Origin of the sequence: Paenibacillus assamensis DSM 18201 (genome assembly GCF_000422445.1) — a bacterium.
Classification (GTDB): Bacteria; Bacillota; Bacilli; order Paenibacillales; family Paenibacillaceae; genus Paenibacillus_B; species Paenibacillus_B assamensis.
On record NZ_AULU01000009.1, the window covers coordinates 60,074 to 81,211 of the forward strand.

A 21,138-nucleotide genomic window follows, 5' to 3' on the forward strand; every position below is an offset into this window, starting at 1 on the left:
ATTTTAATAATCTCAAATATGTAACATAGAGCATGATCATCATTCCAAGATGCTAGATGCTATTTGAGATAGTAGATGACCGGTTATTCCATATTTCACAGCGCGCCCTCCGTTCTTAAATAACCTCCGCGCTTGGCAAGTCTATTCATTCGTTTAATCTGAGCCACTGCCTCTCGCTGTGGCTTAGTCCATTGTGGAGCTGCAAAATAAACGAGACCGTGCGGATCATCCTTAGACCGTCCAGCGCGACCTGCCATCTGTACAAGTGAGGATGCATCAAATAATTTGTCATCTGCATCCAATACAATAACATCACTTTTAGGGACAGTAACACCACGTTCCAAAATGGTTGTCGTGACTAACAATGTAATGGCTCCATTACGAAACTGTTGCACTTTTTCTGTCCGCCCCTCATCAGCAGCAGACGTGCCTTCAACAGCATATCCAGGCAACGCAGCACGCAGCAGGTGTACGATGCCCTCTATATGGCGAATGCGCGCAGCAAATATAAATAGCTGCGCGCCCCGCTCCAGCGACTGGTGTATCACCTTCACCAGTCGCCCATGCAGCCGCCCACCTGCAATCTGGCGGGCCACTGCTGGCATCGTGAGCCGCTCCGGCACAGGCAGCGGCTCACGATGATACCGCACAGGTACAATCGCCTGTGCGAGTCGGTTCCGCCGCACGGCGCGCTGCATCGCCTTCGGCGGCGTTGCCGACAAATACACAAACGCTCCGCCAGGCGCGCACGCCTGCCTGGCGGCTTGCTCAAGCATCGGGTTGTTGTGGAACGGAAACGCATCCAGCTCGTACACCACAACCAAATCAAACGCCTCGCGAAACCGCATCAACTGATGCGTTGTCGCAAGCGTCACCTCGCCCAGGTCCCACCGCTCTTCGCTGCCGCCGTAGAGCGTTACGACCCGTACATTTGCAAATGCTTTCGCTATACGGGGCTTTAGCTCCAGCACAACATCACGCCGCGGCGTAGCAATGCAGACGCGTCCGCCTCGATGAAGCGCATGCGCAACAAGCGGATACATCATCTCCGTCTTCCCCGCCCCCGTTACTGCCCACAGAAGAAACTCTCCCTTAGCTTCTCGCTCAAGCTGCCAGTGCTTCTCCAAGTATCGAAGTGCCAATTGGCTCGCATCACGCTGAGCAGGAGCAAGCCCAAAGCGCTCAAGTAGTTCTTTGATATACAACTCCTCCGTATCATGACTAACGGCGGCCGCTGCGACCTGATCATGTAAACGCGCGTCCTTTCGTTTTCCAATAATCAGCAACCCACATGTTCGGCTTCGTCCTAATTGCAAACAACCAAGACAGGTATAGCATCTGTCGGAACCACATCTTTCGCAGTTTGTGCCCCTCAGCTGCTCACCTCTACTACCACAGCGCCGACAACGCTCTGATCGTTGAATCAACCCCGGTCTGCCCTGTGCAGGATTAGAACATATAGCAGAAACCATTTTTCTAAACTGCCTACTCAGTGCACTTTTAGCTCCACCCTCATCACTATCGCTTCCAGTTACTCCATTTGTCAGTTCAATGTGCCCGTCCAATGCACCTTGCTGCAACAAACCTAACAGTTGCTCATCACTTAACACAAATTGATGATGCTCGACCACGCTTCTTATTTCACTTTCAAGCAGTGCTTTCCCTGACAGCAAGGACATGAAGCGATCATATACAGACATCTGACTTTCCAATGTTTCGCCTACAGCGCGCACACGTATATGTGCACCTCCATTTTTTCCAAACTCTAAGTGCTTACTACGCAGCAACTGCGCAGCCATCGCTATCATTTCACCATTGGTAAATATCCTAGCCTTAAGACATACATAACCGTTCAATCTTTTTAATTGTTCACCAAATGAGTTTACTAATGCCTCACCATACATGTTCCAACTATCTTCATCCCAACGATCCATCCCCGATTGCTGCGTAAACTTTGCCACGGCATATAAAGCTACATCAATAGGTACTTTTGAATACCACATCACTATTTTGTAATCGTCCAAGCAAACTGTCTCCTCACACGAAGTAGTTCCCCAATGACATACATCCACTCGCCAATCCAATGAAAATCTCAGTTCCCAACGTCCTACTAGCTTAATTGCGTATAGCCATAACATATGTGTTACCTCCTTATTTAGCAAAGTCATCTGAGTAAAATAAAAAAGCACACTCGCTCTGATTGCCATCAGGGCGATGTGTGCTTCACATCACTTAAATATTCAAGATATCCATACCAAATGCTCAAGTATGAGATATAAATCTCAACTACCGATTTAACTGGAGTATTCCACCATTCCAACAATTCGTATGTTATTGCGATATGCTTCTAGCTTGAAAGCATCCATTCTGCTCACATTCAATCGACCGTATGAGCAGATGCATGCTTTCATTGCAACTTGAATCCGCTCTCATCGACGCCTGCGGCGTACCCAACGACGCCAGCGCCGCCTACACCGTGCTGCCAGCCAAAAAGGGAAGCTTCCGCCAATCATCTTGACGGTGCAAATAAAGAATGATTTGCGTCTCCTCTGCTTCTTTGGCTTGCTGTAACTCCACGACACGTTCATCACGTGCCTTCACTGTTGATTCGTTCATAACATGACAAACGACTCCATATCGCCCCATCATGCGATTGACAATCAATAGAGTCTCATCCGTCGATCCGCCATCCAATACCGATATCTCCAAACGCTTGCCTTTGAACCAAGCATACCAACAGTAAGCACGTATAATCCATTCCAAATGACGCTCATCATTTTGCGCAACAATAACAACATGTATCCAAGGTTGCGGACGATTTCCCCGCAGTTTCTTCGTAAGCCGGTGTGCTAGATGAACAGCCACTGCCGCCAATCCGTAGCACAATACGATCCAACCCAACATCGTGATCATGCGGCCCACCTCCTTACTACCAAGTGTATGCCGCGAAATGCGCTACGGTGACGGACAAGCGTCGTCATTTTTCACTTTTTTTCTAGAAGTTGTACACCGCAATCGGAACTACTATCATTTGTTTCCTTTGCCCGCCAATTCTAGAAGTGAAATAAATGCATGATACAATGAAACCTCATTCTTAATTTCAGTACATATAATGGCGTGTTCCTGCCTCTTATCATCGTTCATACGTAACAAATATGTATCGACGATTACATCACATAACCTGCTTCACTTACAATGTCACCCAACCATTTTTGATCGAGTTTATAACGGCCTGCGTCCGATCATCAACTTCCATCTTCTGCAGGATGCTACTCACATGGTTTTTGACCGTCTTTTCACTAATAAATAAATATTCACCAATCATCTTATTGCTCTTTCCTTCCGCCATAAGACGAAGGACTTCAGCTTCTCGACGTGTTAGCGGATTACCTTCAATATGATTAAGTCGAACCCCAGACTCTCTCACAACATCTTCATCCATAATGCCGCGCTCATCCAACAACGTCATACGACGCAACTGCTGAATCAACTTACCTGTCACTTTTGGGTGAATAAAAGCATGGCCTGCAACAACGGAGCGAATAGCATTAATGAGTGAATCGGCTTCCATATCTTTAAGCAGGTAACCGGTAGCACCTTTGCGGAGCGTTTCGAAGACATAACTTTCATCATCGTGGATCGATAAAATAATGACCTTAACATTAGGGAATATATCTTTCATTCGTTCCGTTGCAACTACTCCATTTTCAACAGGCATGTTAATATCCATCAATACTACGTCCGGCACCTCGTGGTTGCAAAACTCTAATACCTGTATCCCATCACCGCACTCCCCAATTACTTCCAAATCATCTTCCATATTGAGAATGCGTTTCAATCCTTCACGGAACAGCTGATGATCGTCAGCAAGGAGTACTTTGATTGTACTTCTACCCGTCTTACGACTCTCCATACACTTACTCCTCTCTCTTTTCTACATTTATTGGTATAAAAAATGATAGTTGAGTTCCCTGATCTCTACTCGATCGAATCTGCATGCGGCCTTCCAGCAACTTTACGCGCTCTTTCATACCAATGATGCCGAAATGGCCTTGTTCTTTAGAAATAGACTCCAACGATTCCACATTGAACCCTTGGCCGTTATCTTCAACAACAAGTTGAACCTCATTCTCCTCGTAGGTCAGTTTACACGACACATAAGAGGGATCGGCATGCTTAGCAGCATTCGTAAACATTTCTTGTACCAATCGGAAAATAGCGGCTTCCATAGCCGACTTTAGGCGACGTTCTTGCCCTTTCACTTCCAATATCGTCTTAACTTTCATCTTCTCTTCAAAATCATGCACAAATTTGCGCAACGTTGGGACTAACCCCAGATCGTCCAACGTCATAGGTCTTAAATTGAAAATAACTTTTCGAATCTCTTCAAGACCGCCACGCAACTGTGACTTCAAATCTACTATTTCGTCCTGAACCACTTCAAATTCCTGCTTCGACAGCATTCTTTCTACAATTTCCGTCCTAAGAACTACGTTGGCCAGAGACTGAGCAGGACCGTCGTGTATATCACGAGCGATACGTTTACGCTCTTCTTCCTGGGCCAATATAATCTGAAGTCCTAGAAGCTGACGATTTTTGGCTGATTCCAAAATTCTTGTCACCTGTGTCAGATCACCAGACAAGTAGTCAAGAACTACACTCATTTGAGAACCAATCGTTTCTGCTTTCTCTATGGAAGCATCGACATTGCGCATTCGTTTGGACAGATCATCACGGCGCGTCTTCAAATAGTTCTCTTTCTCACGAAAAATCATCAACTCAACCTGATATTGAGTAGCCTTTTCATAAGCGTTCTTGCTGTCTTCCTCGCTGAATTTGGAGAAGTCACGACTAACTTCAGTTAAACGCGAACGAGCCAGACGAAATTTTCGTTCCAGCTCGTCTACCTTATCACAAATGCGGGCCGTTTCTTCCATCAGCTCCGTCATTTGATATTGAAGATTAGCAGCCTCATCACGAGCCGCCTTTAGAATTTCATAGATTTGATATTGACTATCCTGCATGACTTTCGTGGCATTCTTTATGACACGATCGATTTGGTCGACTTGATGGTCCACGCGTTCTCCGTCTCCTTGCCTTGAAAAGGGTAGTTGGATCTATCGACCTTTATCATACCATATCAGCGGATAGTAATGGACTTCGACTTTGGTTCCCAATTTACGGATAGGCCTAATTGTTCGGAAACAAGTCTTAGCGGGACTAAAGTCCTGCCACTTCGAATGATTGGAGATACTTCCGCAAGCTTACGTTGTCCATTGCTGAAGTATGACTTTTCATTAACCGTTAACTCCAAATAATCGTCTCCACGAAGAACTGTCACTTTCTTGGCTCCGTTATCCCAAGTAGCCCGGCCCCCGAATTCGTCCAATATTACTTTGACCGGTACATAGGTTGTACCACTCAACACAAGTGGAGACACATCAATTGTCTTCTTCTTGCCATTCACTGTAATCTGTTTGCTGCCAACTGTCAGCTTCATATCTGCCTTCGGCATTGAGATTGTACCGGCTGGCAGCATAGCTTTCATATTATCAAAAGCAACTTCGCCAACGGAAGCACGCTGCTCTTGACCATCTTCAAGATTAACGACATACAGACGCTTTAACGTATAAGGGCCACCACTCTTAATCTCAGACAAATCAACCTTAAGGCTCTTCCATCCATTCCAGTTCAATGTCTTAGCTACATCGACCATATGTGCTTTACCGCTGCCATCAATGACTTCAGCACGCAGCCAATTGCTGCTATTATCACTGTACACGTCAAGCGTAAATGAAGTAGGTGCTCCTCCAAGTGAAATACCCTTGCTGCCATTTACAACGGAATAGGCAAATTTATTGCCAGCACCATTCGTCATATCATAACTAAGTTTTAACACCTTGTCCGATGCACTACGTCCGTCATAACCGCCTACAACAGACGTTTGGCCTGCTGTAGTTGCTTTTGGCAATCCAGCAAAGCTTGGAGACAAGGTGGAAGCGTTAAAGTTCTCAATCAGTGTTTCCGTGCTCTCGGACAATGGAATCATCGTTTTTATACCATCGTAGCTGGCAAACGCATAGCCGATTTTCGCATTCTTATCCACAGCTGTTACATTCAGCACTCCATTTTTCACATTGCCTTGGAAGCCTTTGAATTCCCACTTAATAGATTCTGCTGGTACATTCACCGTACTTCCGTCTTTAAGCTTCGCACGTACAGGTACTGCAACTGAAGTTCCTGCTTGCAGCGGTGCCGTTGAACCAGCAATATACAACGCCTCTAGATCAGTGGCTCCGATAACATCAACGGACAGTGTTTCTTTTGAATTGCCGGATTGTGCGATAACTTGTCCTTTGCCTGATTTCTTCGCTTCAAAGGATTCTCCGTTCCATGCGAGCACGCTATTTCCAGACTTCCACGCAGCATTAAGATTCGTTGCTTCAACCGGATTGTAATATTGGTCATACGCTTTTACCGAATAACTTGCTTGCTGACCAATAAATAATTTCTTGGAACCTGAAAGTACCATACCTTTTACTTCACCTTGAGGCGCTGTTGTATACACGCCAATACCGTTAACTACATTTCGCTGAGTTTGGCCGTATTCCGTATTATGCGTCAACGTAGTGCCCTGTTCAGCTAATGGACGATGTACCATCGTTGTTGATCCGCCACCATCCAAGTTAACTGCCTTCCAACTTCCTAAGCTTACTAGAACATCTTGCAGCTCTTTAAGTGTTAATCCTTTGCTAGAATCGCTTTTCTCCGCAGTTACCATATAAACAAATCTTCCATCCTTGGAGTAGCCAATAGCAGTTCTCGCACGAGACGAGCTACCACTTATATTAGCAATTTCACGAGTATAGCCAGATGCAGCTCCATTCTCCACTAATAGTGTGTGACCGCCTACCATCATGTCGAACTGATTTGGATTAACCTGCTGGCCCGTTGTCTTAGAAAGCAAATGATAGTCTGCTTTGACTGTAGCACCAACCTGCATATGCTCTCGCATATAGTCTGCTGCTTTTCCGTGTCCGCGGATAATAAATCCGTCCTCCGGCACAACGATAGGCAAACCACCTTTATCGCCGAATTCCACTACAACCCCATCGCGCACAAGCGCTTCTGTTGCGGTTGTAGAACTGTTTTTAGGTCGCTCCTTATTTTTCCAAGCACTCGTGTAAATGTACATTTTGTTTACGTGACTGTACGAGTTATCCGGTTCCATCATATATGTTGTTTTATTTATACCTGCAAGTGGGAACGTGGCACCACTGTCGCTTGTAACGTTACCCTCGAACGTATAATGATCAATACTCGGCTTACGATCTTTGGACAAGCCAAAAGCGTACATCCCAATAAGCTCAGATGGACTGGTAATCATCTGGCCCCCAGAGATTTGAGCGCCCATTGGTGCCCCTTCTCTCTTCATATCGTAATAGTCGCCATTAACAGCGGCAACCGCTCCATTTTCCTTCGCCATACCCGATACATTTTGATGGGTATTCAATTTATTCTCTTTTCCGGTCATGACATCAAGCTTCACATATGGATTGCTCAAATCAGCACGCAAGACATGAATGTTCGTCTTGGACTTGTATTTATATTGCTGGCGCAGCACACCTGAAGTTACAATCTCTTCAGACGTTTTAGTCATGGATGAATTTGCTCGTAATGGTTGAGTCTGATACTGCTCTTCTGTTGGACTATCTGCATACGCAGTCAACCCAGCTGCTCCATTCATCGTCACTAGCATGGCTGTACTGATAAGGAACACCATCCATTTTGAATGACGAGTTGTGCGTACTTGCGTTGTTGCTTCTGTCACTTTCGATTCACTCCCCAAAGTAGTCGCGGCTTCTCCCATTCTAAATTACGCTTGAGCCACTCATTTCGATTACCTTTTAATCCTCTTTCTCCTGCCAAGAGTATTCAGTTATATGTATACTCTACTATATTCATAGTTATAGACTCCTAAATTCCATAAAAAGTTTCGTCTACTTTTCTGTATTTACTAACCATATCAATATGAATCTAGCAAAAATGCACAAAAAAGCTAGCAGAATGAAAGGGCTTCAAACTGCTAGCTTTAGTTGGCTACATGTATTGTATTTTCTCAAGCATACGTCTGATCATCGATGTAGCTTGTGCACGAGTCGCTTTCGTACGAACTCCGAACGTATTTTGGCTCATTCCTTGAATGATACCTGCCTCCAACGCCTGAGCAACGGTATTTTTGGATTTGGAAGCGAACTGACCACGATCACTGAATCGAGCGAAATAGCTATCTACAGACTTCGAGAGCTGTTGTGTATAGCCTGCCGTCTTCATCGCACGGATCATCATCATGGACATGTGCTCACGAGTAATTGGATCATTTGGTTTAAATGTTCGATCTTCATATCCTAAAATGATGCCTGCTTTAACTGCTGCTCCTATGTAAGGTGCATCAGCATGGTTTCTGGATACATCCTTGAAGCTACTAACTTGGTTCGGATCACCTTTTAGACCTAAGCCCCGCGCAATCATTACCGCAAACTCAGCACGAGTCACGCTTCGATCTGGTTGGAACTGGTTGCCTGAAGCTGCATCCGCTATAAATCTCCCGGCTAGTGCATTAATATCCCCTGCAGCCCAATGTCCAGCTGTATCTGAGAATGATCTCGTACTGTTAACAACAGCAATACGCTCATTGCTTGGTGCTTGGCTTTGAAGAACATGAGCACCTTGCTCAGACTTAATCTGAGTTGGCACATAGCCTAAACGCACGGCTAGAGAATCAAGCATAACTGCAATCGTTTTATTTTTATCAAGTGCAGTACTAGAGCGATAGTTAATGTGTGTTTTCACTTGAACATCAATCGCCTTAACTGATGGAACAGTCGTAAACGCAGATACATTGAAATCATGTACCCCTGTCACATCCTGCCCAGACTCTTTCGTCAACCAGCTTGAATACAACGAAGATTGACCTGTTTGCTTCTCAACTTGAAGCAACAACGTTGCACTTGAAGCAGAAGTATTCAGCTGATTCGAAATAGTTTGCATCGGCAGATCACGAAGTGCAATGGTGTACATCCAGTCTCCGTATCGCACACCAATTTTAAGATCTTTACCCGCACTCATGACTTCCTCAATTGGCTTGAGCGGAATTGCTACCATTGCTGCTTTCTCACTTGTCGGCACATCAACTACAACCGTATTCAATCCTTTTTGGATCGCGTACTCCATAGAGGACTTCCAGTGGTCCTGCTTGACTGTATATTTGTTTGTGTGCTGCTTATTACGTGACATATCTATGTTCTTAGTTGTTGCTTCCGTCTTAACTAACAACACTTTGGATAAGAACAATGTATAAGCAGCTTCTTCTGTGTTTGCAGGCTGACCGGCAGACGGAGAACCACCATTCCCACCACTAGTGGACCCTAGACTTAGATCAAAATTAGAGAAACTACGAATTTTATTTCCGCTCATGTCTGTGAGTGGGTATGCATATGGAGCACTGTACGTTAATTTAATGGATTGTGCATTACTAATTGCACTAAACAACGTTAGGGTTACCGTCGTGTTGTTAACTCGAACCGAACGGATGGACTCCGTCTTGTTATCTACACGCAGCGAGAAACTCGTTTGTGCCGGTACAGAGAGATTATCCAACTGCTTAGAGAATTCCAATGTCACGGTATCTCCGCTCACATAAGCTTTGTTCAGCTGAGGCTGACTCGTATCTGTTTGATTCCCAACTTTAATAACGCTAAACTCTGGTGCCTGATTACCTGCCAAATCCACAAGCCTTACCAGACCAGGTACATACGATAAAGTGACTAGGTCATTACGATTGGAAACAGATGACTTTAACGTCAAAATAACCTGATTACTTCGAACTTCAATTTTATCAACATAGCGAGCTTTATCATTAACCAGTACCGAGTAATGGCTCTTCATCGGAAGCATATCCGGTCTTAGCCCTTCATTATAAGTAAGAATAACTTTTCCACCATCTACATGAGTAGATACTAGAATTGGAGCCTTAGTATCAACCGCATTACGTAAATATAGCGGACCAAATCCTGCAATATTCGCATCGTACTTATCTTTAAGCGGATAGGTTCCTGGCTGATATTCTACCGTTACAACTTGTCCATCCGCGACAGAAATCCCAAGCGTTAATATTAATGTTGAGCTAAGTCCACCTTGGATAGAAGTTGGGGTGTACGCAATTCCATCAACGATAACTTTAAACTGAGATGTTGCTCGAGAGTCAATTTCTTTTAGTGATTCATTAAAGTTAATCTGAATAATTGCCCCTGTAACAGTTGCGCCCGAAATTCGAGACATTGATTCTTCTATCTTGTTAGTAACATCTCGATTGGAAATACTAGCTACACGATTTCCATTCCGATCTCTTAGCGGAATAATTCCTTGCGTGTAGGATACTCTAATAACTTGTCCAATAGCCACTCCACTCTGAAGCTGAATGTTTACCTTGTTTCCGTATATTAAAATTCCCGATATTGGACGAGCTTCATCATTGACCATCACCTTGAAGCTATCTACGTAAGGTGTGCTGCTGCTGTCCAAATCTTTATTATAAGTCAATTCAATCGTATTCGACTTCGACATTACGATAGATTCCAACGTTGGTGCTACCGTATCTGGAACCAATGTAGTAAAGCGCCATGCATTTGAAATGCCTGGATATGAATTCCCGGCCAAGTCTTTTACCGCATCCTTACCAACATCTACAGTATAGTTGGTACCAGAAGCTAAGAGAGAACGTGGTTTAATCCGAACTACACGTTTGTTAGCAGAATCAACACGAACATCAATAGGTACACTATAGCTACCGCTTCGTTTTAATGTGATACTTCCGCTACCCAACTGAACATCCTTACTCATCGTCATCACAAGCTCTGTATTCAACGGAACATTCCGTGACTGGTCACTTGGAGACACATAAGAAATCGCAGGTGGACTTGTGTCAGCTGATACCTTAAACGTCCATGTGTTTCTAGTATGAATACTAGCGGATGGTACATCATTTACATCCCGGAATGCCCCCTGCGGCATCAATATATAATAGCTTTCATTATCAGCCAATGCATTCTTTAAATGTATCTGGATTGTAGCAGTTCCCCCTCCTGTTATAGAGGAAGAATGCACACTGATATCCTCAATGGTTTTATCATCACTTAATCTCATAACAGAAATCGAACTAGATCCTGGATAGACCGGTCTATTAAATGTCAAACTTAACTGTGTCCTGGTAGATATGCCGCTACTTCCATTGGCAGGCATATATTGAATAACTGATAATGCGGAGGAATCTTTACCTGCCTCAGTTATAAAATTCCATACATTCGATGTAAGTATACCTTCATAAGGTACTCCATCTACATCATAAAAAACGCCTTTACCCATTAATACATAATACTCTGTATTAGGTTGTAAATCATTCACACGTACACTTACATTACGACCAGCTACCGTAACATCATTGGATTGGACATTTATCGTCTTTGTATCGTTATCACGAAGTCGCTTCACATGTATATTCCCCGACCCCTTAGTAACTTCTTCATTAAAAGAAAAAGTTATCACCGGGTTAACCGAGACTCCACCTGCTTTGTGTTGAGGATTTGTAGCAGTTAAGGTAGGAGCAACATTGTTAGCCGATACAGTGCGGAAGCTCCATTGCCCATCGACTAAACCAGCATAGTCTTGTCCGTTACCATCTTTAAGAGCACCAGGTGTAATCGTCACATGGTACGTCGTGAAATTTTTAAAATTAAACGGTCCTGCGACTCTAATCTGGCTAGTGCCTAATTGAGTGACACGCGGACTTGTTATAGCAATCGTTTCAACGGTTGCACCATTTTGATCTTTAATCACAATATGACCTTGATTGGCAAATACGACCTTATTAAAAGTAAGCTCTAACGATGTGTTTACAGGTACACCAATGCCACCATTTGCAGGAGATTGTGCTGACACTGTAATTGGACCAGTATTAGCATCTCCGCTTGTCTTAAAACGCCATTGATAGGCACCTTGAATACCCGCAAAACTCCCACTACTACCTTCAAAGGTTGCTGAATCTGTTTGAATATAGTAGTAGGTATTCGCTTGTAAATTAGGGATCCTGAACGATGCCACAGATTGATGAATGGTGACATCCTTCTTCTCAATCTTCCCTACTGCTTTGTTATCTTGCGCTTGATAAACCATAATGAACCCGTTATCCTTCATTACCACAGGTTCTGAAAATGTGATTGAAAAAACGGCATCCTTTTGTACCGCTTCATTCCCTGAGATGGGTGAATAACTAATTACTTGAGGACCACTGTTGAGAATCGTAACTTGGCCCGATTGTGCTGCTGCATATGAAGTAGTTAGATATGCCAAACTTCCTTGCAGTATAAGCATTATGGCTAGTATTGCTGATAAGTATCGTTTCATGTATTTTATCCCTCCGAAAAAAGACACTCGTACATATATTTTCGGACAAATACATCTAAATGTTTAGAGTTATGACAAGTAAGGCTATAAAAAAGAGCTTTGGACAATGTCCAAAGCTCTTTAATCATTATGATTAATGAAAAATTGCGGGTGTAAATATTATAGACCTGCTTGCTCGCGCAATGCTTCAGCCTTATCAACTTGCTCCCAAGGAAGCTCAACATCTGTACGGCCAAAGTGACCGTAAGCAGCCGTTTGCTTGTAAATAGGACGACGCAAGTCGAGCATGCGAATGATGCCAGCTGGACGCAGGTCAAAGTTGTTCTGGATAAGCTCAACAAGCTTCTCTTCTTCAACCTTGCCTGTACCGTACGTATCAACGTTTACGGATACGGGTTGTGCTACACCAATTGCATAAGCCAATTGGATTTCACACTTATCAGCAAGACCTGCTGCTACGATATTTTTCGCTACATAGCGCGCTGCGTATGCTGCAGAACGGTCAACTTTTGTAGGATCCTTACCGGAGAATGCACCGCCACCATGACGAGCATAACCACCGTACGTATCAACGATAATTTTGCGGCCAGTAAGACCCGCATCCCCTTGAGGTCCACCAATAACGAAGCGACCAGTTGGGTTAATGAAATATTTAGTCTCGCTGTCCAACCATTCAGTTGGGACAACAGGTTTAATAACATGTTCTAAAATGTCGGATTGAATTTGTTGAAGAGTAGCATCCTCAGCATGTTGAGTCGATACAACAATTGTATCTACACGAACTGGCTTGCCATCTTGATATTCAATCGTTACTTGCGTCTTACCATCTGGACGAAGGTAGCCAAGCGTACCGTTCTTGCGCACTTCGGACAAACGACGTGCAAGACGGTGAGACAGAGCGATTGGAAGCGGCATTAACTCCGGCGTTTCGTTCGTTGCAAAACCGAACATCAAGCCTTGGTCGCCAGCGCCGATATTATCGCGCTCTTCCTTAGCATCTTCTGTACGTGTTTCGATTCCTTCGTTAACCCCTTGCGCAATGTCAGGAGACTGTTCATTAAGGGAAGTCAAAACTGCACACGTATTGTAATCGAAACCATATTTCGCACGTGTATAACCGATATCTTTAATCGTGTTGCGTACGATAGATGGGATATCAACATAATCGGCTTTAGTGCTAATTTCTCCGATAACAAGAACTAATCCTGTCGCGACGGATACTTCACACGCTACCCGAGCATTCGGGTCATTAGCGAGAAAGGCGTCCAATACCGCATCTGAGATTTGGTCACAGATTTTATCTGGATGACCTTCAGTAACGGATTCGGAAGTGAATAAGTGGCGTCCTTTAATAGACATTGGACTCAACCCCCCATACCAATAATGTAGGCTATTCTCTTAGGAATGCCTATAACAAAAAAAGTACCTTTTCCACTTGGAAAAGGTTGTTATACCAGCCTTCGAGAAATCATATTACTTCATTTAGGGGGACATGTCAATCAATGTTGACAAATTTCATCTTCCTTATATTACTTATTAATTATAATTGCCCATAAAGTGTTTTCTCAGCTTGTTGAATAAGTCGTTTTGTTATCGTCCCACCAACAGAACCAGCATCTCTTGAAGATAAGTGGCCCCAGTTGTCATGCGAAGAAATTCCATATCCCGAAACTGGGATTGCCCCTAATTCAGAGCTGAACTCAGTGTCCCCCAATCCACTCTGAATGCCGTTATAAGATACAGGAAGCCCTAACTCAGCTGCAATTTCATACTTCATTCGATATAGTGCATCCTTACTTGCAGGAACCAACTTCTTTTTGTTAGCCATCAAAATTCCCTCCTTATTAGTGTACGGTGTTCACCATAAACATCAGTTGATTAGATGGTCATAGTATGTGCTGTACTTACGCATACACTCGAAGGAATCATTTCTGGTTCTTCCTATAATAAGAAAGAGCGGCATCGCTGCCGCTCTTCATTACATGTAGTACTAAAACTTTGTCATTGTCAGCATCAGAATCAAGTACTATGCGCTGTATTTAAGTTATTTTCCTGTTGATTGCTCCGTCGACTCCTCGACAGGAGCTTGCTTAACTTCATAGCCACCACGCACAGCAACGACAACTTGATTTTTAGGTGTTTCAGATGCAGTAATACCACGGCCATCTCTTGGGAATAACAATAAATGATTATTGGCTACCGTCATTCCATTCGTTAAGTCTTTACCATCTGTTAAGTCAGATACGCCACTTGCATCTGAGCTATAAACCGTTGACTTTCCAGCACGGACTACGAATTCAGCACCAGCCTTACCGACTAACATCTGACCAGACTTAATCGTTACAATTTTTAGAGATTCATCCTCAGCTTCAGGTTTGTTAGTTTCTTCAGAAGGTTTAGTACCTCCTGTTGTGCCGGAGCCATTACTACCCTTGCCTAAATCCTCCTTTAACTCCTGAATCTGTTTATCGACATAACTTTTGGTAACCAGCGGATCTTGAGAATTGCCTGGTTGGGCACTTAGTGCATTAAAGCCACCAACAACCAACATACTCGCACCTAGACATACGGTAAATATTAAGCTTTTTTTCAATCTTGTCTTATTGGACATCGTTGTACCTCATAAAGTATAGTTTTTATTTAACATTATAAGCGCGATGTTCTAACAAGAGCTTCTTAGCACCATTTACTTCTTCGTAAAGACGCAAGTTGAATCCAGATTGCCCAATACCCTTCATCGCTGGATTATCAATCGTAAAGGATTGTGGTACCTTCTCTCCAACTGCCAGGTTGCCCTCACCTAATTCAAATGACTTTGTAAATTTATTACCGTTATACTCAAGTTCAAATAGAATCTTTCTCTTCTCCAATACCTCTTCAAATGGATTATGTTCCGTCAAATTATATTCAAAGTTAAATGTAGACTGACCATTAGTATCTTCAGTTGCATTAACTTTATTGAATTTAAACGTATACGGACGCAATTCGATAGGATCTAGGATATAATCTTCTACTTTCGTCTGATTGTCTCCTAAAATTAACAATGCTCCATTAACATAACTGTCAGCTGTTTGAGTACCGGATGCATATTTGCCTTCAGTAATTCCTTGACCAACAAGAATTTTCAAATCGCTAGCTTTATATTTTTTAGGTATATCAGCCGTTACACCAACCAAATTCACACCGTCAGGAGTAACCTCTTTGTCAGTGAGCGTTATTTTCGCTGGAATCTGTACACCATTGGCTGCATCATAGTAGTATGCCACTACTTGAGGCATTTTCGCAAAGCGCCCACCTGTATTACGGTAAGAGACCAAAGTACGGATCGTGTTCGTGTTGGTTCCTTCATACAAACTCGTTTCCAGCACGTTCATTTGTGCTTCTACACCCGGTTGTTTCAATGTGTAGTAAGCCGTTGAGGCAGGGTCATACGACGGAAGCTCAGCATCCACAGCTTTAATCATAAAGTTACCCATTGTGCTTACAGGCTTGTCATTAAGCATTTCGCTTAATGTAATTTTAGCATTATCAAATTTCGATGATGCCGATACTTTTGATGTCGCAATAAATTGTGCCGACTCTCCTGGTTTGAGTCCGATAGCGCCGTCTACTTGCAACATTTGAATTTCTTTACTATCTACTTTCACGCCACTCAACCATGCATTCATTGCAAACTTCGGCAATGGTTGCGTATCTTTACCCGTGTTCTTAATCTTAATTGATGTATTAATAATATCTTTCGAATCCCAAGGTAAGCGCTCAAAGTCTCCTACGGTCACTTCATACGTACCTTGCTTATTAACATAAGTTGCTTTGGAATCCGTTGTAATCGTCGTTGTATCTGGAACCATGTATTGAGCTAACAAATAGTCATTACTCTTATCTTCATCAGCCACACGTTTTACCGCCAACTTCATATTCGTCAAAGACACACTGGCTGGAATAGAAGCTGTAATGGTTGCTTCTTCACTTACTCCAGGAAGCAAGTTCCCCTCAGGCTCTCCAACTTGTACCGGATACGATGTATCTACATTCGTTAATAATTCGAATTGCAATTTAGGTTTCTTAATCGCTGATTTACCGATATTTTTCATTGCATATGAAATAGTAACGTTATGATACTCAGAGTTCGTATCAACCATCATATTTGTTATCTTTGTATCCACATACTGATTGTCAATTAATAGCTTGTACGACTGTCCTTTAAGCGTAACAGCACCTCTAGTATCATTTGCTTTTAAATGACTATATGCGACAGGGAGATTTGCTTTTGACGCCCCCGTCCCTGCTCCATCTCCTGTTCCCGTTGGCGCTGCTCCTGATTCCTCAGCAATAAATAGTTGGTACGTTGCTTTTTTCAAGTCAGTAGGTAACTTCGAATAGAATTTAACTTGAGCAGACTCCCCTGGTAGCAGAGATTTCTTAGCCTGAACAGAATCTAAAGTATAGTATCTATTGGTATTTGTACGCAAATAGAATTTTAGTGACTCAAGATTCACTGCACTATTCGACGTATTTTTGATATTCACTGTTAATGATGCTTGAACATGATTACCCACATTCGTTAAATCTAGGTTGGACGACGAAATGACAAGTGTGTTTGGACCTTGCTTAATTTCACGTGATTTTCCCACTGGAGTTATGTAGGAATAATTTTTCGGGATATTAACAGATCCAATAACTCTTTCAAAGCCACCATTGGACATTGAGAAATCCCATTTAATAACGGATAACTTCAAATCACTAAGATTGAGCTTGCTGTCCACTTTGGCATGTATTTTAAAAGTCTTCTTTGATTTCGCTGGAACGATATTATCTTTCTTCTCAGTAAGACCCATAAGTTGAATAGGATACTTATTACCCATAGTAGAACGAACAGAGAACCAATAATCCATTAAGCTCAAAGAGCGATTACCTTCATTGTGGACCGTTACGGTGAAGTACACGTTCTTTTCACCTTCCACATGGTAGAACTGTACATCATTGACTTTCAGATAACTGCTAGATGTCAGTTTAACTGGTTTAAGGTCGGATGCCTTAAACAAAGCATTATTACTAACCGTTTGGCTCTTTGCTGGGGCCGCGGCTGCTTCATTGCTATTTATAATAGATCCATATGTAGAGACTAGTAGTGTAAGTGATAACGTTGTAGCAATAATTCGTTTTTTATTAGTCAACTATTTTCAACTCCTTAATTCAATCATATCATTGCATATACTAATACTTTACCTTTAATTGTATCAGCTGGATAGTTAAAAATAATTAATACTTTATGATTTTATTGTGATAAACAAAAAAAGTGGCTAACAGGAGACCCTGTTAACCACCTTTAATTTAGATATTATTACTCAACTACGGAGATTACCAAGTCAATACGCTCACCATGAACTGCAACAGTTGCATAGATGTAGTCGCCTTTTGCAAGGGAACCTGTAGCAAGTGTTACGTTCGAAGTGCCTTCGCCATTGAACTTAACTGTCTTGTCAGCTGCTTCAACTTTGTTGATAACAATTGCAGTAGCTGGAACAGTGTTCAGATGACCTTTCAAGCCATATTGATCTTCAGCTTTAAGAACAGAAAGGATTTCGTTGAACGTGAAGCCTGCTTTAACTTCGATCAATTGACCGTCAACTTTTTTCACGTTACCTTTAACTGCATCTTTATCTGTTTCGATCTTCTTAACAGTTTGAGCTTTGTTAGATACTGTAATTGTTTGCTCAAGTGGCACGGAGTTTACTTCGTTACCTTTAACAAGAACTTGCAATTTCACATCTACAGACTCGTTATCTTTCAAGTTAACTTTGTTAGCTTTAAGTGTTTTACCGTTCTCTACAGTGATGTAGTTAGAATCAGCAACAACAACGTAGTCAGATGGGCTCAATACTACCTTAGTACCGTTTGCACGTTTACCAATTACTTCAAGATCCTTGGAGTAAGTAGCACCCGTTACACCGAAGATGTTAGTGTCGCCAGCAAACAAGCTGCCCACAGCTTTAACTTCGTAAGAGCTGATGTTTCCTTTGTCAACTACACTTACAGCAGCAGTTGTTTGAGAATCAGGGATGATTGTGAATACGCCTTTGTCATCCTTTTTGTAAAGAGCCAACTCGAAACGAGCGTCACCTTTGTTTACAGTAGTGAACTTGATTTCAGCGTTAGATTTACCGTTGAAGAACAATTTTCCATCTACTTCATAAGTAGTACCAGTTACAGTACCTTTATCAAGTTGATTTCCTTTGTCAAGAGCTGCGTAGTTCTCGATAGCGATGTAAACATCGTCTGCAAGTTTGTCAGCTTTGATTTCACGGGAATACTGATCGATTACATCGATGCTACCTGGCTTGATTGTGAATGTAGCATTTGTACCGTAAGCAGTGTTGAACTCTTTATCGAATCCTTTAACTGCATCAGCATGAGCTGCTTTCTTAACATCAATTGTGATGGAAGAAGTACCAGCAGTGTTGTTTACTTGAGTTGCGTAAAGTGCTACGCGTCCTTCTGCTGTAGGAACTGCGAACTCGAAGTAACCTTCACGAGTCTTCTTATCTTCTTTAAGTTCCAAGTTGGAGCTTAGTTGAAGAGTTTTATCAGTTTTAACATATTTGTTCAAGTCAGCAAATTTAGTAACTTTGTTACCTTTTGCATCGTATGCTTCAAATGGAATCTTCGCAGTTCCATCGCCAGCAGCTACTTCAGCTTCAGGTTGAAGTAGTTTAAAGGATTTCAATTCAGTACCTTGACCAACAGACACCTTGTGGGAGAACTGTTTGCCGCTACCGAATGCAGTCACTTTAATTTCTACATCGCCTGTAGTACGGAACATGCTGCTACCAGGGTTTTTGAATTTGATAGCGAAGCTATCGCCATTCTTACCTGTGTCGATTACTGCTTTGTTATGAACATCCAACAACATAGGGTTGGAAGATACAACCAACAAGTTGTCTGCTACATCTTTCTTCTCAATGCGGTTACCGTATTGATCTTTAACGTCGATCAAAAGGTAGAACTCATTTTTCTCGAAATCAGTAGTGGAAGTAATCTCAGTTGCACCATCGATGTTGTAGATTTCTTTGAATTCTACTTCAGATGCACGAGCTGGGAATCCAACGTTAACTGTTTTGTTTTCAACGATACCAGCGTTATTATCATAGACCATGATAACGATTGGCTCATTGTACATGAACTTGTTGTCAGTAGGAGCAGCAACAGTCAAAAGACCATCTTTAGCTTGCTTCAAAGAACCTTTGGAAATAGTCCAGTTCAAGTTAGCAATTTTGGAAGCATCTTCACCATATTGGTTCAATACTTTGTATCCAATTTTAAGCTCTGTGTAATCGTTGTTTGTAGCAGCTTTGTCGCCAACGATTTCGATGTCAACAACTTTTTCTGCTTCAACTTTAGCTTTAGCAGAGACAGTTTTGTCGCCTACTACCAAGTTGATTGTGTACTCACCTTCGGAAAGCTTGTTGGAAGCTTCAACACGGTAAGTCAATTTATCTTCGGAGTAAGTAGCAGTTTTCACGTCGATAGCCGTGGAACCACGCTTAACTTCGAATTTAGCTTTAGCTGTATCAACTGTACGGTTTAGCTTAACTTCGAAAGTTTTAGCACCTACAGTTTTAGCTTCGATTGCAAGAGCTTGCAATGTAACTTTAACTTGGTGTTTAGCACCTTTATGTGTAACTTCTACAGTAGTCTCTTTACCTTCTACAAGAGCAGTGTCAAGAGTATGTTTTACAGTTTCACCGTCAGTGAACTTAACTTCGATTGTTTTCTCGTCGATTACTTTAACGGAATCAACTTTAACAGAAGTTTTTTGCTTAACATCGTAAGCAGCTTCTACCAATACAGAACGTTGAACTGCAACGTTCCATTTACCGTTTACGGAGAAGTCAAAGCCAGCTGCTTTGATTGCTGCAACGTAGCCGTATGCCCATTTGGACACGCCTTCTACTGCTGGAGCATCTTCAACTTTTTTCAAGCCAAGAGCCAATGTGAAAGCTTTAGCCATTTGCTCGCCTGTTACTTTACCTTTAAGGTCGAACTTATCTTGACCTACGCCGGACATGAAGCCAGCTTTAGTAACAGCTTCGATGTAGCCTTTAGCCCAGCTAGTGCTGTAGCCTTTGTCTTTGAAGGAGTTGCCTTCTTCTTTGGACAAACCAGCAGTAAGAGCCAAGATCTTAGCGAACTGTGCACGGTCAGTGTGCTCGTTAAGTTTTGGATCGATGTTACCATCTTTGTCTTTAACGCCAGCAAAGATACCATCTTTAACCAACGCTTCGAATTTTTCTTTAGTTGTGAGTTGTGCTTCAGCACCGAATGCTACGTTTGCGAACATAGAGAACGCCATAGCAACGGAAAGCAGCATAGCCAATCTTTTCTTCATAACCTTTTTTTCTCCTCCTCTAAATTGCTTCGGTTGTTGAGAGTGTTGCTCTGAAAGATTTCTCATTTCCCTCATCGCCGATTCACCCCCTTCCTATAAGTAGAGCGAAATGGTTTATAAAAATGAAGTCTGTAACACACGAGATGTGTCACAGAAACTCGTAATCGAATTGGGATTAAATAGAGATAATTCTTCCACTCTAGACATTATACATGTACCAAAGCCTAGCGTAAAGCATATTTTTGTGAAAAACAGGGAAGACTAATAAATTATTTCCGCTTGTTTTT

11 protein-coding genes are annotated in these 21,138 nt (G+C 42.5%); all 11 read right to left on the reverse strand.

Annotated elements, in window-relative coordinates; all coding sequences use genetic code 11:
* Window positions 1-95: 95 nt before the first annotated feature.
* The 11 genes from H580_RS0104960 to H580_RS0105010 all read right to left on the reverse strand — a co-directional run bounded on the left by H580_RS0104960 (window position 96) and on the right by H580_RS0105010 (window position 20,851).
* Complete coding sequence (locus H580_RS0104960; RefSeq protein ID WP_036604671.1) at window positions 96-2,138, reverse strand: ATP-dependent helicase ComFA; 2,043 nt, start codon at window positions 2,136-2,138, stop codon at window positions 96-98.
* Between the two features lie 331 nt (window positions 2,139-2,469).
* Window positions 2,470-2,913, reverse strand: coding sequence for a glycosyltransferase family 2 protein (locus tag H580_RS0104965; RefSeq protein ID WP_028593803.1), 444 nt, complete (start codon window positions 2,911-2,913; stop codon window positions 2,470-2,472).
* Window positions 2,914-3,190: 277 nt separating this feature from the next.
* Entirely contained in the window at window positions 3,191-3,913 is a 723-nt protein-coding gene (locus H580_RS0104970; protein WP_028593804.1) for a response regulator, read from the reverse strand.
* Window positions 3,914-3,917: 4 nt separating this feature from the next.
* Complete coding sequence (locus H580_RS0104975) at window positions 3,918-5,078, reverse strand: sensor histidine kinase (protein WP_028593805.1); 1,161 nt, start codon at window positions 5,076-5,078, stop codon at window positions 3,918-3,920.
* A 62-nt stretch (window positions 5,079-5,140) separates the two neighbouring features.
* Window positions 5,141-7,831 (reverse strand): stalk domain-containing protein, encoded by a 2,691-nt coding sequence (locus H580_RS23425; RefSeq protein ID WP_245583495.1) that lies wholly within the window; start codon window positions 7,829-7,831, stop codon window positions 5,141-5,143.
* 269 nt (window positions 7,832-8,100) lie between these two features.
* Window positions 8,101-12,462, reverse strand: a complete 4,362-nt coding sequence (locus H580_RS0104985; protein WP_028593806.1) for an Ig-like domain-containing protein — start codon at window positions 12,460-12,462, stop codon at window positions 8,101-8,103.
* A 159-nt stretch (window positions 12,463-12,621) separates the two neighbouring features.
* The gene (gene metK, locus H580_RS0104990) at window positions 12,622-13,821 is read right to left on the reverse strand and encodes a methionine adenosyltransferase (protein ID WP_028593807.1); all 1,200 of its coding nucleotides are present in this window, start codon (window positions 13,819-13,821) and stop codon (window positions 12,622-12,624) included.
* A gap of 181 nt (window positions 13,822-14,002) precedes the next feature.
* Window positions 14,003-14,290 (reverse strand): alpha/beta-type small acid-soluble spore protein, encoded by a 288-nt coding sequence (locus H580_RS0104995; protein WP_028593808.1) that lies wholly within the window; start codon window positions 14,288-14,290, stop codon window positions 14,003-14,005.
* A 216-nt stretch (window positions 14,291-14,506) separates the two neighbouring features.
* On the reverse strand, window positions 14,507-15,073 hold the full coding sequence (locus H580_RS23430) for a hypothetical protein (RefSeq protein WP_051217264.1): 567 nt from the start codon (window positions 15,071-15,073) through the stop codon (window positions 14,507-14,509).
* A gap of 25 nt (window positions 15,074-15,098) precedes the next feature.
* Window positions 15,099-17,639 (reverse strand): hypothetical protein, encoded by a 2,541-nt coding sequence (locus H580_RS0105005; protein ID WP_028593809.1) that lies wholly within the window; start codon window positions 17,637-17,639, stop codon window positions 15,099-15,101.
* A gap of 167 nt (window positions 17,640-17,806) precedes the next feature.
* Window positions 17,807-20,851, reverse strand: a complete 3,045-nt coding sequence (locus tag H580_RS0105010) for an S-layer homology domain-containing protein (protein WP_169449349.1) — start codon at window positions 20,849-20,851, stop codon at window positions 17,807-17,809.
* Between the last annotated feature and the right edge of the window lie 287 nt (window positions 20,852-21,138).